Below are 15710 nucleotides of genomic sequence, written 5' to 3'. Positions count from 1 at the left end.
ACGCGGCAGCGGTGCACTCTAACGAGTGCGGGCCCGCACGCCGGGCGCCTGCCGGTCCGCGCCCGGGGGGTGCTGGGCGCGGGAGACGTCGTACACCCCGGGCACCCGGCGCATCGCCCGCATCAGGCCCGGCAGCCCCGCCGGGTCGGGGAGCAGGAGCGTGTACGTGTGCCGTACCCGCTGCTGGCGCGGCGGCTCGACGTCGGCGGCGACGATGGCGACGCCCTCGGCGGCGATGGCCTCGGTGAGGTCGGCGAGCAGGTGGGCCCGTACGAACGCCTCCGCCTTGAGCGTCACCCGCAGGTCGGCGGGGGGTGCGCCCTCGCCCGTACGCCAGTGGACGCGCAGTTCGCGGCGGCCGGCGGCGGCCATGCGGGCCACGGAGGCGCACTGCGCCCGGTGCACGGCGACGGCGCCGCCGCGGACGACGAAGCCGGTGACGGCGTCGGGGGGCACGGGCGTACAGCAACGGGCGAGGCGGAGCGCGGCGTCCGGCAGCTCGGCGACGGCGGGCTCGGCGGCGCGCGGCACGCCCTCAGCCGGTAGGACGGCGGGGGCGCCCGCCGTGACGTCCGCCGTGACGTCGTCCGCGGGGGAACCGGGCAGCGCCGTCGCGACCGCGGCTGCCGGGGCGTAGTCGGCCGGGAGGGGGAGCGCCGCGTCCGCGATCCGGGCCGCCGGGTGGTCCGCCAGCCAGCGCGTGATGGCGATCCGCGCCGCCGGCGTCTGCGCGTGGTCCAGCCACTCCGGCGCGGGCCCCGACGCCTCCGGCGCCAGCAGCAGCGTCAGCGTGTCACCGTCACGCAGCCGCGTCCCGAGGCCGGCGAGCCGTCCGTTGACGCGCGCGCCCACCAGCGTGTGCGCCGTCTCCCCGTGGCGCGCGTACGCCGCGTCCACACAACTGGCCCCCGCGGGCAGCACCAGCGGCCCGCCCGGGTCGCAGAAGACCGTGATCTCCTGATCGGGGGCGAGGTCCTCGCGTAAGGCGGACCAGAAGGCGTCGGGGTCGGGCGTGGCGCGCTGCCACTCCAGCAGCCGCTTCAGCCAGTCGCCCACCTGACCGGCCGCGGGCCGTGCCAGCGGGCTGGCCAGGGCCACCACGCCGGCCTCGGCGACGCGGTGCATCTGCCGGCTGCGTACCAGCGTCTCGACGACGTACCCGCGCTGGTCGGCGACGGCCGTGTGCAGCGACTGGTAGAGGTTGAACTTCGGTACGGCGATGAAGTCCTTGAACTCCGCGGGCACGGGCTTGAAACACGTGTGCAACTCGCCCAGCACCGCGTAGCAGTCGGCCGCCTCCGGCACCAGCACCAGCAGCCGGCCGAAGTCCGTCCCGCGCAGCTCGCCGCGCTTCTTCAGCACCCGGTGCACCGAGACGACGTGCCGCGGCCGGATGGCCACCTCCGCGGTGATGCCCGCGGCGTGCAGGACCTCGCGCATCTCGGCCGCGGTCTCCTCCAGCGGGTCCGGCCGCCCGGCGTTCGCGAGCAGCAACTCCCGGCTGCGCGCGTAGTCCTCGGGGTGCAGGACGGCGAAGACCAGGTCCTCCAGCTCGGTCTTGATCGCCTGCACGCCGAGCCGCTCGGCCAGCGGGATCAGCACGTCGTGCGTCACCCGCGCGATGCGCACCTGCTTCTCCCGGCGCATCACGCCCAGCGTGCGCATGTTGTGCAGCCGGTCCGCGAGCTTGATCGACATCACCCGGACGTCGCTGCCGGTGGCCACCAGCATCTTGCGGAACGTCTCGGGCTCGGCGGCGGCGCCGTAGTCGACCTTCTCCAGCTTGGTGACTCCGTCGACGAGGTACGCCACCTCCTCGCCGAAGCCCGCCCGCACCTGGTCGAGCGTCACCTCGGTGTCCTCGACGGTGTCGTGCAGCAGCGACGCCGTCAACGTCGTGGTCTCCGCGCCGAGTTCGGCGAGGATCAGGGTGACGGCCAGCGGATGGGTGATGTACGGGTCACCGCTCTTGCGCGTCTGGCCCCGGTGCGCGTCCTCGGCGAGCAGGTACGCCGTACGCAGCGTGGGAATGTCGGCGTCGGGATAGAACCCGCGGTGCGCCTTGGCCACATGCTCCAGGGCGTGCGGCAGGCCGTCGCGCGACGAGGCGCCGCCCAGCAGAGCCACGCGGCCCAGCCGACGGAGATCGAGGCGGGCCCTGCCGCGTCGGCGGGCGCCGCCCGCCGGATTGCCCGGACTGTGGACCCCTGCGCTCAATCGGCACCTCCGGCAGCTCACCGGCTCCCGTGCCGGTACTTGATGCTACCGAGCCCATCACGCAGCGCCGGGCGCCTCTCGCTCAGCGTGGTCCAGATCACCCATTCGAGCGATCCGACCGTGCCGCCGCGTCGATCGCGGCCAGCGAACGACGTACCTGGTTGCGGTCGGTCGTATACCAGAAGTCGGGCATGGACGCGCGCAGATAGCTGCCGTAACGGGCCGTCGCCAGCCGCGGATCGAGCACGGCGACGACACCGCGGTCACCCGTGGCGCGGACGAGCCGGCCGGCGCCCTGCGCCATGAGCAGCGCCGCGTGCGTCGCCGCGACCGCCATGAAGCCGTTGCCGCCGGCCTTCTCCACCGCCTCCTGGCGCGCGGTGGCCAGCGGGTCGTCGGGCCGTGGGAAGGGGATGCGGTCCATCACCACCAACTGGCAGCCGGCACCCGGCACATCGACGCCCTGCCACAGCGACAGACTGCCGAACAGGCACGTCGGCTCGTCCGCCGCGAAGCGCTTGATCAGCTCGCCGAGCGTCTCCTCGCCCTGCAGCAGCACCGGGACGTCGAGCCGGCCGCGCAGCTCCGTGGCCGCCGCCTCGGCCGCCCGCTTCGAGGAGAACAGCCCCAGCGTGCGCCCGCCGGCCGCCTCCACCAGCTCCGCAAGCTCGTCGAGCATGTCCTTGCGCGTGCCGTCCCGGCCGGGCCGCTCCAGATGCCGGGCGACGTACAGGATGCCCTGCTTGCGGTACTCGAAGGGGGAGCCGACGTCGAGGCCCTTCCAGACCGGGGCGCCCTCCTCGCCGCCGCCCTCCGGCGGCAGCCCCAGCGAGGCGCCGATCCCCGCGAAGTCGCCGCCCAGCTTGAGCGTCGCCGAGGTGAGTGTCACCGAACGGTCGCTGAACACCTTCTCGCGCACCAGCCCCGACACCGACAGCGGCGCCACCCGCAGCGACGCCCCGAACCGGTCGTGCCGCTCGAACCACACCACGTCGAACTCCGAGCCCTGCGTGATCCGCTCGGCGACCTCCTGCACGTTCTCCACCGAGGCCAGCGCGAGGCGGCGCACCACGTCCTCGTCCTGCACCGAGGAGTCGCGCGTCGTGCCCAGCGCGGAGATGACCGTGCGCGAGGCGTCCCGCAGCGCCAGCAGCGCGTACCCCAGGTCCTCCGGAACGGGCTCCAGCCGGCCCGGCAGCGCCAGCTCCATCAGCCGCTCGAAGCTCTCCGCCGCCGTCTGCAGCGCGTCCGCCGCCTTCTCGTTGACCAGCTTCGCGGACAGCCGCACCGCGCGGTTGACCCGCCCCGGCGTCAGCTCCCCGGTGGCCACGCCGGTGACGCGGGAGACCAGCTCGTGCGCCTCGTCGACGATCAGCACCTCGTGCGACGGCAGCACCGGGGCGCCCTCCAGGGCGTCGATGGCCAGCAGTGCGTGGTTCGTGACCACCACGTCCGCCAGCTTCGCCCGCTCCCGCGCCGCCTCCGCGAAGCACTCGGGACCGTACGCGCAGCGCGCCGCGCTCAGGCACTCCCGGGCCGACACCGACACCTGCGACCAGGCGCGGTCGGAGACCCCCGGCGTCAGCGAGTCCCGGTCGCCGCTCTCCGTCTCGTCCGCCCAGTCGCGCAGCCGCAGCAGATCCTGGCCGAGCTTGCTCGACGGCTGCGACGACGCGCTCTCGAACGGGTCGAAGAGCCCGGCGCCCAGGTCCGGGTCGTCCTGCGGCACGCCCTCGTGCACCCGGTGCAGGCACAGGTAGTTCGACCGGCCCTTCAGCGTCGCGAACTCGGGGCGCCGGCGCAGCCGCGGGTGCAGCGCCTCCACCGTGCGCGGCAGATCGCGCTCGACGAGCTGCCGCTGCAGCGCCAGCGTCGCCGTCGCGATCACGACGCGCTCGCCGTGCGCGAGCGCCGGCACCAGATAGCCCAGCGACTTGCCCGTCCCCGTCCCGGCCTGCGCCAGCAGGTGCGAGCCGTCCGCGATCGCCGCCGCGACCGCCTCGGCCATCGCCACCTGACCCTCCCGCTCGTGGCCGCCGACGGCGGCCACGGCCGCATGGAGCAGCTCGCGCAGCTCGCCGCGGTCACCGCTGTCGTCCGGGCCCTCCGGGCCCTCGGGGCCGCCCGGGGCGTCGTGCGCGGGCGTGCCGGCGCCGTCGTCGGGCGCGAGGAGGTTCTGGTCTGCCATGGCACGCCACCCTAAGGGGCGGCACTGACAGTGACGGCCGTCACGTCGAGTGAAGGGGGTTGGGTACGGTGCCGTCGACGGCGGCGTGCGGGCGCTCGGCCCGGTCGCGGTAGCCGTCGAGGTAGAGCCGGTTGCGGTTCAGGCAGAGCCGGTCGATGCGCGGCGCCAGCAGGTCGAAGAGCGCGAAGCGCTCCGCAAGCTCCGGGAACCGCCGCTGGTAGCGCAGGATCTCGGCCCGTACGAGGCCGAAGAACTCCGCCTCCGGCACGCCGAGTTCGTCCGCGCACAGCGGTGCCAGGTAGCGGAACACGCCGACGAACAGGCCGGAATGGATGAACTGCGGCAGGAACTCGGGCGGTTCGGTCAGCAGCGTGCGGCGTACGTCTCCCGGCATCCCGGCGTGCTCCGGCAGCGGCTTGGCGCTGACGTTGACGTCGTCGACGAAGTCCTTCACCGCCAGCCGCACCGGCACGTCCGCGCCGTCGAAGACCACGACGGCGTTCTCGCCGTGCGGCGAGAAGACGGTCCCGTAGCGGTACAGGAAGTGCAGCAGCGGCGGCAGCAGGGCGGCGAAGAGCCGCGCCAGCCACAGCCTGGGCGCGAGCCCGGAGCGGCGTACCAGCTCGGCGGTCAGCGAACGCCCGCCGGCGTCGGTCCACAGCAGGGCCGCCAGCGTCCTGGCCCGCTCCCCGGGGTCGAGCAGCGGGCCGATGGGCTCCCGCCAGATGCAGCCCAGCAGTTCCCGGTACTGGTACGGGACGGCCGGCAGGGAGTCGTAGAGCGGATGCCGCACGGTCACGCTCGCCGTCTCGCCGAGCAGCACGACGCGCGTCTCCCCGGCGAGGAACGGGTCGCCGTCGCGCAGGCCGTGCACCCAGCGGGTGACGGCGGGGGCCGCGAGGGTGCGCTCCGTGGGCAGGCCGCGCCAGACCAGGGTGTTGAGCACGGACAGCGGCAGCTTCACGGAACGCGCCCGCGGACGGCTGAGATTGAGGAACGTACGCACCGACTGCTGGGGCAGCCACATGTCGGCCGGTCCTTCGTCCGCCGGCAGCGGGATCACGAGCCCGGCGGCGACCTGCGGCGCGTAGAGCGTGGCGACGGTCTCGTCCCACTGCCACGGGTGCACCGGCAGCCACAGGTAGTCGTCCGGGTCGCGGCCGGCCGCGGTGACCGCGCCGGCGAACACCGCGCGCGTGGGGGCGCACAGCTCCTGCGCGTACAGCTCCTCCGGGCGGGCGAGGGCGGGCACCCCGCGGTACTCGGCGAGCGAGCTATGCACGGCCAGCCACGGCAGCCGCCGCGGGACGCGGGCCTCCGGGGCGTACGCGGCGGCGTCGGCGGCGGAGAAGCCGATGCGTCCCTTGTTGGCGACCAGCCACGGGTGGCCGGTCTGGTGGCCCTCCAGTTCGGCGTAGCCGAGGTCGGCGAGGCGGGCGGCGGACGGTGCGCCGCGGGCGAGGCGGACGTCGGCGGCGAGGGTGGCGGTCAGCTCGCGGATGAGGTGGCCGGTGGTGTCGCCGGCCAGCCGCAGGAGGCCGTCGTGGGCGCGGGCCAGGAAGCGCAGCGGGTCGCCGTCCGGGGCCAGGGAGCCGGGGTCGACGCGCCAGTGGCCGTACGGACCGCGGCGAGCGGTGAAGCGGTACGTCACGCCGTCGGCGACGGGGAGGCGGTAGGGGCGTCCGCCGTGGGTCGCGGGGCCGGGGCCGGATCCGGGCTCCGGGTCGGCCTCCGGGGTGACTATGCCCTCGTAGGCGAACTCGCCCAGCATCTTGGCCAGCAGTCTGCTGGCGGCCAGGTCCCAGTCGGTCTGGTGGGTGGTGTGCGCGGCGTCGGACAAGGGCGTTGGCTCCTCTCCGTCCTACGGCAGATGGGGCCGCGGCGGCCCCGGTGGGCTCGCGGGCGGGTCCGGCGGCGGCACGGGACCGGCGCCGCCGTCGCGCGACGCGCGCTCACGGACCATCAGGGCCGCCCGCTTGTCGGGAAGGGCCAGCTCCTCCTGGAAGTGGAAACCGGCGTTCAGAAAGGCGGCGACCGACGGCACGTTGTGCACGTCCGGCTCCGCTAGCACCCGCGCGCACGACGCTTCGTTGTCGAACACGAGGTCGCTGACCGCGCGGATCAGCAGGGAGCCGAGCCCCCGGCCGCGGTCGGCGCCGCCGCCCAGGAGCAGGTGGACACCCGTGTCGTGGGGGCGCGCGCGGTAGTGCCGCGCGAGGGGGTCGCGGTCGGCGCGGTAGACCTCCCAGTAGCTCATCCGCTCGCCGCCCAGCACACCGAAGCAGGGCACGCTGTGTCCCGCTTCGAGCTGCGCGCGCACGTGCCGCGCGGTGACCTCCACGGGCCCGGCGAGCTTCCAGAAGGCGGCCACGGACGGGTCGTTCATCCAGCGGTGCAGCAGTCGCAGGTCACGCTCGGGCCCGGCCGGGTCGACGGGCTCCAGCCGGAACGGACCGGCCGGCGTGCCCGCGGGCGTCCAGCAGCAGATGTCGTACGGCACGGGGGACCGGGCAGGGTCCCCGAGGATCCGGGCGAGGTCGACGCCGAAGTCGATGGTGTCGTCGGGGAGCAGCTCCGGGGGCCTGGTAGGGGGCGGGGGATCGGGTGGCACGGGGCGCCTCTTCTCGTTCTCGTCGGACGGAAGGGAGTCGAGGGTGCGGTCAGGAGGTCACGAGGCCGGAAGGTCAGGAGATCAGCGGATTGGGGACGCTGACGTACACGGACTGCGTGTCCACCGGACCGACCAGCTCGTCCAGGCCGTGCACCCGGGTCAGCAGGTTCGCCTTGCAGCGCAGCGTCGTGCCGCTCAGCAGTTGCTCCGCCAGCGCGCAGCGGCCCCGGCCGGGGCCGCCGCCCGCCGCGGACTGCTCCAGGAAGCGGCGGAACGCCGCGAGCAGCACGCGCTCGTCGACCAGCCCCGCGGCGCCGAAGGCGCCGACGAGGCCGAGGACGTTGTTGACGCCCACGTAGTACGCGAAGCGCTCGTCGGCCACGTCGTCCGGGACGAACGTGTCGCTGGCGCCACCCAGGCCCGGCAGCCGGCGCTCCAGGTCGGCGCGGCGGGACTCGCGGAAGTAGTACCCCTGGTTGTCCCGGTACCGGCCGCCGGCCGGCCAGCCGTCGGTGTCGAGGAGCAGCACGGTGTTCTGCTGGTGCGCCTCGAGGGCCACGCCCGCCTCGGCGTCCAGCCACGTCACGGGCCGCACGACCACCTCCAGGTAGCGCAGGAACCACTCCGCGGCCACCGCCGCCGTCCCCTGCCCCGTGCGGTCGGCCAACTGCTCGACGACCTCCTGGAGACGCGAGCGCATCGTGCCCTTCGGGGACCGCGGCACCGGGGACGTCAGCGCCGCGATGCACACCGCGTCGTCCTGCGCCGCGAACGGCTGGTGCCGTACGACCGCGTCCAGGCCCGCGACGGGCTCGCCGGCCGGGGTGTCGACGGCCAGCCACGCCGGATCCCGTACGACGTCGAAGCCCGGCGCGCCCGGGAAGCCGCCGGGGAACGAGGCCTGCCACTCCTTGCCGAGGCCGGAGCGCAGCAGGCGGTGCACCTCGGTGCCGCGGTGCAGCTCCTTGCGGAGGTTCTCGCGGCGGGAGTTGGTGATCCGTACGCCGAGGGAGAGCTTCAGCATCGCGGGCGCGCCGGGGCGGTACAGCGTCCGCACCGACGCGGTCGGGTGCCAGGGATCGCCGTGCGGGCCGAGGTCCCGCAGCAGACCGGCGTCGAACAGCGCGGCGGCGTCGGGGCGTTCGCGGACCTCGCGGGCCTGCCAGGGATGCACCGGCAGCGGTGTGCAGCCCGGCGGCACCTGCAGCCCGGGACCCGCCAGCCGGGCGGCCAGCTTGCGCGCGGGCACGCCCTTGCCGCGCTCGGTCCACGCCGAGTCGCCGGCGAGGACGCTGTCGTGGACGGCCAGCCAGTGCAGCGGGAAACTGCCGCGCAACTCGGGCGAGTAGCGCCGGACCTCGGCCTCCGAGAGCCCCTCGCGGCTCTTGGGCGTCGGGTGCAGGGGGTGGCCGAGGAGCAGGGACTGCTCGCCGGTCAGGAACGGGTCCGCGGTCGCGGGCGGCGAGCCGGCGCGGCGGGCGGCGAGGAACACCGCGGTGTGGCGTACGGAGTCGGCGACCCGGCCGACGAGGTCGGCGGAGCCGTCGGAAGGCCCGGGCGCGGTACGTGCGCGCGCGACGCCGGCGCCGGCGGCCCGTTCGGCCGCGTACGCCGCCTCCCGGCCCAGCAGCGCCGCCAGCGTCACGGCGTCCACCGGCGGCGCGTCCTTGGGGGCGCCGTGCAGCACGGGCCGCCCGAAGCGGTGCCAGCCCGCCGCCGACCAGTACCGCACCGGGACGCGCAGGCACGCCCCGCTGGCGGGCAGCAGCAGCCGCAGCGTCCCGCTCTCCGGCTCCGTAAGGCCCTGTTCCCGCGCCCAGCAGCGCAGCAGGTTCTCGGCGGCGGCCGCGTCGGCGGCGGCCCCGGCGTCCGGGTGCTCCAGCGGGTCGGGCTCGGGCCGCGCCCCGCCGCCCTCGGCGCCCCGCCGGTACTGGCGGGGGACGGCGGGCTCGATGAGCCGGGCCAGCCGCCGGCGCACCGGGGGCCGGCCGCTGCCGGCGGGGAGTTCGTCGCCGGCGGGCTTCGCGTTCACAGACGTGCACCTCGGGATGGGTCGCGTACGGGACGAGCGCCCCCGGGCCGCGCGGCGCGGCCGGGAGCGGGGGACGACGGTCCGGATGCCGGGGGCGCGCCGGGCGGAACGGCGCGTACGGCAGACGCGCGCGTACACGACCGCTTCGCGAACCGCGGGCACAGCCCCACCCCCTCGCACCGGATACGGGTCCGCATCCCCCGCCCTACCAACGACGCCGCCGCCGCCGGAACACGGCCCGCAGCCAAGATCCTTGGGCGCGGTGGAACCGCGGGGCCCGGTGCGGCCGTCCACAACGGCACCGGCATAGTGGGGGCTCGTGTCCCGCCGGGACACCTGCGTCGAGGAACTGGGGGAGTCGATCCATGCCCGCCAACGGGAAACGTCGTATACCGAGGAAGGCGCTGGCCGCGGCGGCTCTCGCCGTCACGCTGGCGCTGACCGCCGGTGCCTGCGAGGACGGCGACAGCGCCGCCGACGACAAGCAGCAGCAGGAGCAGGCGCCCGAGAAGGAGCTGACGCTCCCCGAAGGGATCCCGGACTCGCTGAAGGACATCGACCTCGACAAGTGGAAGGACGGCGGCTGGGAGGACTGGGCCCAGGAGGACTGGCTGCGCGACGCGCGCGAGTTCATCAACCCGATCATCGAGGACCTGTGGAAGCCCGACCGGATGTGGGAGGCCGAGCAGCCGCCCAACCGGGTCGACGAGGCCGACGTGTCGGAGGACCAGGGCGTCACCGACCCGGAGCCGCAGCCCGTCGAGGCCGAGGAGGCGGCCACGCCGTACAACGAGTCGCAGCCGGCCGCGGGGAAGATCTTCTTCGACACCCCCGAGGGCCCCATGGTCTGCTCCGGCACCGTCGTCGCCGACCCGGCCAACCCGGGCAAGTCCAACCTGGTCGCCACCGCCGGCCACTGCGTCCACAAGGGCTCCGACGGCGGCTGGTGGCGCAACATCATCTTCGTGCCCTCCTTCAACCCCGAGGGCAAGACCGTGGCCGAGCTGGAGGCCGAGCAGGCCACCGAGGCCGACATCGCGCCCCTGGGCACGTTCTGGGCCGAGGAGGCCCGCACCACCGACGAGTGGATCTCCGAGGGGAAGACGGCGGGCGGCGTGGGCGCCCCGTACGACTTCGCCGTGATGAAGGTGCAGCCGAAGGACGGCGGCGGGCAGTCGCTGGAGGAGACGGTCGGCGCCGCGGTGCCCGTCTGGTTCGACGCCCCGGCCGTGCAGGACGTCGGTGACCTGACCGCCACCGGCTACCCGGCCGCCGCGCCGTACGACGGCGGGCGCCTGTACTCCTGCACCGACGCGCCGGGCCGGCTGTCGATCCAGGCGTCGCAGCCCACGATGTACCGCATCGGCTGCACCATGACCGCGGGCGCCTCCGGCGGCGGCTGGACCGCGTCGAACGACGGCGAGGAACAGCTCGTGTCCGTCACGTCCATCGGCCCGCTCCAGTCCACCTGGCTGGCCGGGCCGCGCCTGGACAAGGAGGCCCAGGGGGTCTTCGACGAGGTGAGCGGCGGCTAGCCGCCCGTACCGCACGGCCGGACGCGACGGCGTCCGCCGTACCCGGCCCGACGGCGCGCCGGGCTCCCACCGGGAGCCCGGCGCGCTGGCCGTGTGAGGCCCCGGTTTGGCAGGATCGCCGCGTGGTCCCCTTCGTCCCGCGCCGCCCCGGCAGGCGCCGAGCGCTGCAGGCCGCCGTGGCGACGGCGGCCGTGCTCGGGCTCCTCCTGTGGTGGCTGATGCCGCTGGGCGGCGACTCCCCTCCGGAGGGGAAGGTGGTCTTCGCCACGGGGGTGCGCTCCGGCGTCTACGCCGAGTACGGCCGGCTGCTGCGCGAAGGGCTCGCCCGGGACGAGCCGGGCCTCGACGTCCGGCTGGACACCAGCCAGGGCTCCCTCGACAACCTGCGGAAGGTCACCACGGGCCGGGCCGACTTCGCCGTCGCCACCGCCGACTCCGTGGCCACCTACCGGCGCGACCGGATGCCCGGCTGGCACGGGCTGCGCGCGGTGGCCCGGCTCTACGACGACTACGTCCAGCTCGTCGTCCTGCGCGACTCACCCGTACGGGGCGCCGCCGACCTGCGCGGCCTCAAGGTCGGCGTCGGCGAGGACGGCTCCGGTGTCCAACTGATCACCCGCCGGCTGCTGTCGGCGGCCGGCCTCGACTTCGACGAGGACGTGACGGCGGTCCGCGAGGGCCTCGACTCGATGCCGGAACTCCTGCGCGCCCGGAAGATCGACGCCTTCTTCTGGTCCGGCGGCCTGCCCACGGACGCCGTCGAACGCCTGGCGCAGCAGACCGAGATCGAGCTCGTACCGCTCGGCGACCTCCTCGGCGCCCTCCACGCCCAGGGCGAGCTGGCCCGCTACTACCGCGCCGCGGTGATGCCGCCCGACGCCTACCCCACGGTCCAGCGCGACACCGCCGTACCGACGCTCGCGGTGGCGAACCTGCTGGTCACCACCGACCGGGAGGATCCGCGGCTGACGGAGAGCGTGACCGGCACGGTGATACGGGACCGGGACCGGATCGGCCGCGTGGTCCACGCGGCCCAGCGGGTCGACCTGCGCACGGCGGTCTTCACGGACCCGCTGGAGCTGCACGAGGGGGCGGCGCGCTACTACCGGCAGGAGAAGCCGTAGCGGCGGGAAGTCCTGTGCGCCCGGAGCCCGGGTGCCACGGATCACCGGAGGTCACGGACGCCGTGCCAGGAACACGAACTCTCTTCCCGGCCGGTTGGGCGCGTCGCGGACTTCGTCCACCGCGTAGCCGTGTGCGACCAGGTCCTGCTCGACTTCCTCCCGCCCGCGGAAACGCAGCGTCGAATCGGACGTCAGCACCTGGCCGTCCGCCGCGAACACGTAGGTCCAGCGGAAGGTCACCAGGGGCAGGTCCACCTCGGTCAGCTCGACCCAGCTCTCGACGGAGCCGGTGCCCGGGATCTCCGTCACGCGGTAGGACCTCTCGCGCGTCCACTCCTCCCAGCCGCGTCCGGCCGGATCGCGGGTCTCGAAGACCAGACGCCCGCCGGGCCGCAGCGCTTCGCGGGTCCCCCGCAGCGTCTTCTCCCAGGTCTGCGGGTCGGCGATGGCCTGCGCGACGTTCGCCGTCATCGTCGCGAGGTCGACCTGCAGCGGCGGGAGGTCCGTCGCGTCACCGCAGATCCAGCGGACCCGCTCACTGTCCGGTTTGGCCCGGGCGACGTCGACGGACGCCGGGGCGGGATCGACGCCGACGACCTCGGCCCCGCGGCCGGCCAGGAGGAGTGCGAACACCCCGGTGCCGCAGCCGATGTCCAGCACCCGGCGTGCGCCGAACTCTTCCGTGATCCGCAGGTATGCGTCGAGGTCGCTGCGGTCGGGGTGGAGCGGATCGTAGATCGCGGCGAGCCGTGGATGCGCGAAGCAGTCGTCAGCCATGCGGTCGAACGTATGCGGAGCCGGGCCGGAACGGCCACCGAGTTCGAGACCGGCCGGCCTGCCCCCCGGGAACGCGCGGGGCGGGAGGGACCGGCGGTGCGGGTTGACACGTAAATCGAACATCGGTTCCCATGGGGGTTCGGCCGGGATTCCCCCGGGCCGGCCCGACGCGGGGCGTGTTGTCAGTGGCAGGCGCTAGCGTCGTTCACGTGAAGCGATCGACTCAGACATCCCGGGTGGAACCCATGGCAGCGACTGACCGCGAGAAGGCGCTCGACGCCGCACTCGCCCAGATTGAACGGCAATTCGGCAAGGGCGCCGTGATGCGCCTCGGCGAGCGGCCGAACGAGCCCGTGGAAGTCATCCCCACCGGGTCGACCGCGCTCGACGTGGCGCTCGGCGTGGGCGGCCTGCCGCGCGGCCGCGTGGTGGAGGTGTACGGCCCGGAGTCCTCCGGCAAGACGACCCTGACGCTGCACGCGGTGGCCAACGCGCAGCGGGCCGGCGGCACGGTCGCGTTCGTCGACGCGGAGCACGCCCTCGACCCGGAGTACGCGAAGAAGCTCGGCGTCGACATCGACTCTCTCATCCTCTCCCAGCCCGACAACGGCGAACAGGCGCTGGAGATCGCGGACATGCTCGTCCGCTCCGGCGCGCTCGACCTGATCGTCATCGACTCGGTCGCGGCCCTCGTCCCGCGCGCGGAGATCGAGGGCGAGATGGGCGACTCGCACGTCGGCCTGCAGGCCCGCCTGATGAGCCAGGCCCTGCGGAAGATCACCAGTGCGCTGAACCAGTCGAAGACCACCGCGATCTTCATCAACCAGTTGCGCGAGAAGATCGGCGTGATGTTCGGCTCGCCCGAGACCACCACCGGCGGCAAGGCGCTGAAGTTCTACGCCTCGGTGCGCCTGGACATCCGGCGCATCGAGACCCTCAAGGACGGCACGGAGCCCGTCGGCAACCGCACGCGCGTGAAGGTCGTGAAGAACAAGGTCGCGCCGCCCTTCAAGCAGGCCGAGTTCGACATCCTCTACGGGCAGGGCATCAGCCGCGAGGGCGGCCTGATCGACATGGGCGTGGAGCACGGCTTCATCCGCAAGTCCGGCGCCTGGTACACGTACGAGGGCGACCAGCTCGGCCAGGGCAAGGAGAACGCGCGGACGTTCCTGAAGGACAACCCCGACCTGGCCGACGAGGTCGAGAGGCGGATCAAGGAGAAGCTGGGCATCGGCCCGAAGCCGCAGAACGCGGAGGGCGCGGAAGGCACCGAGGGCGTGCAGGCTGACGCCGCGGCGGTGGGCCCCGGCGGGGCGGCCGTCGACGGTGCCGCCCCGGCGGGGAAGAAGACGGTGCCGGCGCCGGCCAAGACCGCGAAGGCGGCCAAGGCCGTCGCCAAGAGCTGATCCGTGGTCCGGCGCACCGACTGGCCGCTCCCGCCCCCGGACGACGGCCCTCCGCCGTTCGGGGGCGGCCCGGAGGACGGCACCGGCCGGCCGGCCGAGCGCGGCGGTTCCTCCCGGCGCGGGCGGTCACGGGGCCGGCGCGAGCCGTCGGGTGACCGGGTGCGGGAGACGTCGCTCAGCCCGGAGGAACGGGCACGGGCGATCTGCCTGCGCCTGCTCACCGGGGCGCCGCGGACCCGTAAGCAGCTCGGGGACGCGCTGGCCAAGCGGGACGTCGACGCCGAGGTCGCGGAGGCCGTGCTCGACCGCCTCGAAGCGGCCGGGCTGGTCGACGACGCGGCGTTCGCCGGTGCCTGGGTGGAGTCCCGGCACCATGGCCGTGGCCTCGCCCGCCGCGCGCTCGCGCGGGAGCTGCGCACCCGGGGCGTGGCGGGCACGGTGGTCGACGAGGCGGTGAGCCGCCTCGACGCGGACACCGAGGAGGAGACGGCTCGCGAGCTGGTCGCCCGCAAGCTCCGCGCCACCCGCGGCCTGGACCGGGAGAAGCGCATCCGGCGCCTGGCGGGCATGCTGGCCCGCCGGGGCTACGGGGAGGGGCTGGCGATCCGCGTCGTCCGCGAGGCACTGGAGTCCGAGGGCGAGGACACGGAGGGACTGCTGGACGACTGAGCGGGCACGGGGGGCCGGCCGCCGCCGCGGCCGGTTCGCGACACTCCGCGCCGCGCAAGGCGGCGGCCCGGGCGGGGTCCCGGGCCGGATATGCCGTGCCGGGTCTCAGACCCGGCGGAGCACCGCGACGACCTTGCCGAGGATCGTCGCCTCGTCGCCGGGAATCGGCTGGTACGCGGCGTTGTGCGGGAGCAGCCACACGTGGCCGTCCTCGCGCTTGAACCGCTTGACGGTGGCCTCGCCGTCCAGCATCGCGGCGACGATGTCGCCGTTCTCGGCGACCGGCTGGCGGCGCACCGCGACCCAGTCGCCGTCGCAGATCGCCGCGTCGATCATCGAGTCACCGACGACCTTCAGCACGAAAAGTTCGCCGTCGCCGACGAGCTGTCGCGGCAGCGGGAACACGTCCTCGACCGACTCCTCGGCGAGGATCGGGCCACCGGCGGCGATCCGGCCGACCAGCGGCACGTACGACGCGGCGGGCTTGCCCGTGGTGTCCGCGGCGGCCTGGGTGGCGGGCGTCTCCGCGCCGCGCACCTCGTACGCCCGGGGTCGGTGCGGGTCCCGGCGCAGGAAGCCCTTGCGCTCCAGCGCCATCAACTGGTGCGCGACGGACGAGGTGGACGAGAGGCCGACGGCCTGGCCGATCTCACGCATCGACGGCGGGTAGCCACGGCGCTGCACCGAGTCGCGAATGACCTCGATGACCCGGCGCTGCCGTTCGGTCAGGCCCGAGCTGTCGGCCCTGATGCCCGGAGGGCGCCCCGGCATCGAGCGCTTGGGTGGCTGCGCCTCGCCCTCACGGCCCTCCCCGGAAGGCGGCGTGAGCTGCGGCTCCGCCGCCTGCTGGGGCCGTTCGTGGGCGGCGATGGGTGCGGTGTCTGCGGTGGTGGTCACGTCGGCGGGCCCCTCTCGAGACGGGTCGTTCTCTCGTAGGACCAACGGTAGTTGCTTTCGAAAGGTTGCGCCAAACACACGTTCGAGTGAAAAACTTCGGTTTTACTTCCGTGATCCATCAACTAGGTGTAAGGCGCTGACCTGATGACCGTGCGTCGACCGCCGGTCACCCCTGGCGCCGCTGCCGCCGTGCCCCATGGGTGTCGGCGTCCAGTTTGTCACTCTCGCCCCTCTCGTGTCGCCGTCCGTGCGCT

The 15710-nt window shown here is 74.3% G+C and carries 11 protein-coding genes; 4 read left to right on the top strand and 7 right to left on the bottom strand.

The features are described 5' to 3' along the window. Positions 1 to 18: 18 nt before the first annotated feature. From O7599_RS09055 to O7599_RS09035, 5 genes are all read right to left on the bottom strand, one after another. Entirely contained in the window at positions 19 to 2217 is a 2199-nt protein-coding gene (locus O7599_RS09055) for an HD domain-containing protein (RefSeq protein ID WP_281621614.1), read from the bottom strand. Positions 2218 to 2314: 97 nt separating this feature from the next. Continuing rightward, positions 2315 to 4405, bottom strand: a complete 2091-nt coding sequence (locus tag O7599_RS09050; protein ID WP_281621613.1) for an ATP-dependent DNA helicase — start codon at positions 4403 to 4405, stop codon at positions 2315 to 2317. A 40-nt stretch (positions 4406 to 4445) separates the two neighbouring features. Beyond that, complete coding sequence (locus tag O7599_RS09045) at positions 4446 to 6245, bottom strand: IucA/IucC family protein (RefSeq protein WP_281621612.1); 1800 nt, start codon at positions 6243 to 6245, stop codon at positions 4446 to 4448. A gap of 21 nt (positions 6246 to 6266) precedes the next feature. Then, positions 6267 to 7016, bottom strand: a complete 750-nt coding sequence (locus tag O7599_RS09040) for a GNAT family N-acetyltransferase (RefSeq protein WP_281621611.1) — start codon at positions 7014 to 7016, stop codon at positions 6267 to 6269. 73 nt (positions 7017 to 7089) lie between these two features. Then, positions 7090 to 9048, bottom strand: coding sequence for an IucA/IucC family protein (locus O7599_RS09035; RefSeq protein ID WP_281621610.1), 1959 nt, complete (start codon positions 9046 to 9048; stop codon positions 7090 to 7092). 365 nt (positions 9049 to 9413) lie between these two features. On the opposite strand from O7599_RS09035, the gene O7599_RS09030 reads away from it, so the two are divergent. Both O7599_RS09030 and O7599_RS09025 read left to right on the top strand, forming a co-directional pair. Then, entirely contained in the window at positions 9414 to 10583 is a 1170-nt protein-coding gene (locus O7599_RS09030; protein WP_281621609.1) for a hypothetical protein, read from the top strand. 122 nt (positions 10584 to 10705) lie between these two features. Continuing rightward, positions 10706 to 11707, top strand: coding sequence for a TAXI family TRAP transporter solute-binding subunit (locus O7599_RS09025; RefSeq protein WP_281621608.1), 1002 nt, complete (start codon positions 10706 to 10708; stop codon positions 11705 to 11707). A gap of 51 nt (positions 11708 to 11758) precedes the next feature. On the opposite strand, the gene O7599_RS09020 is transcribed toward O7599_RS09025, so the two are convergent. Beyond that, positions 11759 to 12484, bottom strand: coding sequence for a class I SAM-dependent methyltransferase (locus tag O7599_RS09020; RefSeq protein WP_281621607.1), 726 nt, complete (start codon positions 12482 to 12484; stop codon positions 11759 to 11761). Positions 12485 to 12729: 245 nt separating this feature from the next. On the opposite strand from O7599_RS09020, the gene recA reads away from it, so the two are divergent. Both recA and recX read left to right on the top strand, forming a co-directional pair. After that, positions 12730 to 13890, top strand: a complete 1161-nt coding sequence (gene recA / locus O7599_RS09015) for a recombinase RecA (protein ID WP_281621606.1) — start codon at positions 12730 to 12732, stop codon at positions 13888 to 13890. A 3-nt stretch (positions 13891 to 13893) separates the two neighbouring features. Continuing rightward, the gene (recX, locus tag O7599_RS09010) at positions 13894 to 14559 is read left to right on the top strand and encodes a recombination regulator RecX (protein WP_281621605.1); all 666 of its coding nucleotides are present in this window, start codon (positions 13894 to 13896) and stop codon (positions 14557 to 14559) included. A 105-nt stretch (positions 14560 to 14664) separates the two neighbouring features. Here the strand turns inward: recX and lexA are convergent, their stop codons facing one another. Continuing rightward, on the bottom strand, positions 14665 to 15456 hold the full coding sequence (gene lexA / locus O7599_RS09005; protein WP_281621604.1) for a transcriptional repressor LexA: 792 nt from the start codon (positions 15454 to 15456) through the stop codon (positions 14665 to 14667). Between the last annotated feature and the right edge of the window lie 254 nt (positions 15457 to 15710).

It is taken from the genome of Streptomyces sp. WMMC500, assembly GCF_027497195.1.
GTDB lineage: Bacteria > Actinomycetota > Actinomycetes > Streptomycetales > Streptomycetaceae > Streptomyces.
This window is presented reverse-complemented; position numbering and strand designations above follow the sequence as displayed.